The sequence below is a fragment of the Galbibacter kalidii genome (genome assembly GCF_026241135.1).
Classification (GTDB): Bacteria; Bacteroidota; Bacteroidia; order Flavobacteriales; family Flavobacteriaceae; genus Galbibacter.
The window spans coordinates 1-702 of sequence record NZ_JAPFGA010000081.1 but is presented as its reverse complement, the minus strand read 5'-3'; the positions used below and the strand labels follow the sequence as shown (position 1 = coordinate 702).

The following is a 702-nucleotide window of genomic DNA, read 5'->3' as shown; positions in this document are numbered from 1 at the left end:
CTTTAATATTGGCTATCAAAGGGATGATTTGGAAGGCCAGAAAGGGAACAGCACCAACAGAACGGTAGGCGCTGTCAATGCTTCCTTTGAAGCCTCTGAAAAATTGAATATTTCTGCGTCCTATTCCAATTTTACGACATTTACCAATGTAAAACTGGATCAGTTTGAAGTGATCAATGATGACAACCTATTGGATGATGAATTGGACACCCTGGATTATAAACAACTCTCCCAAAAAGCCAGCCTGAATATTAATTATGTGCTCTCAAAAAACGAAAGCCTACAGCAAAAGGTCAGGTTCAATTATTCCCTGGCCGATGTGACCAATGAGCAGGGTGGCGCAGTACGGATCGGGGATGCATCGACCTTCCATAATATACGCACCTCTTATCTATTGGGCTTTCCAAAACCACAAATGGATATGACGGCTTCGCTGAGCCTTACAAGGAATACGATTGGCCGGGAAGATGCAACCACCTGGGGACCTACATTGGGGGTCAACAAGCGGTTTATTGAAAACAAGCTCAACACCTCATTTACAGGATCATATAACAATAGTAAGAGCATCAGCAGAAATGTCAATGTTACAAGCCTTAGGGCAATGGCCAATTATACATGGAAAGAAAAGCACAACTTTAATCTAAATACCATACAAACGTTTAAATCCATCCCAACCGGAAACATTAATGAACTCACCCTAAC

The 702-nt window shown here is 41.9% G+C and carries 1 pseudogene; it reads left to right on the top strand.

Annotated features, from left to right (window positions below):
- Positions 1 to 702, top strand: a pseudogene (locus OOZ15_RS19960) (hypothetical protein); the annotation flags it as partial.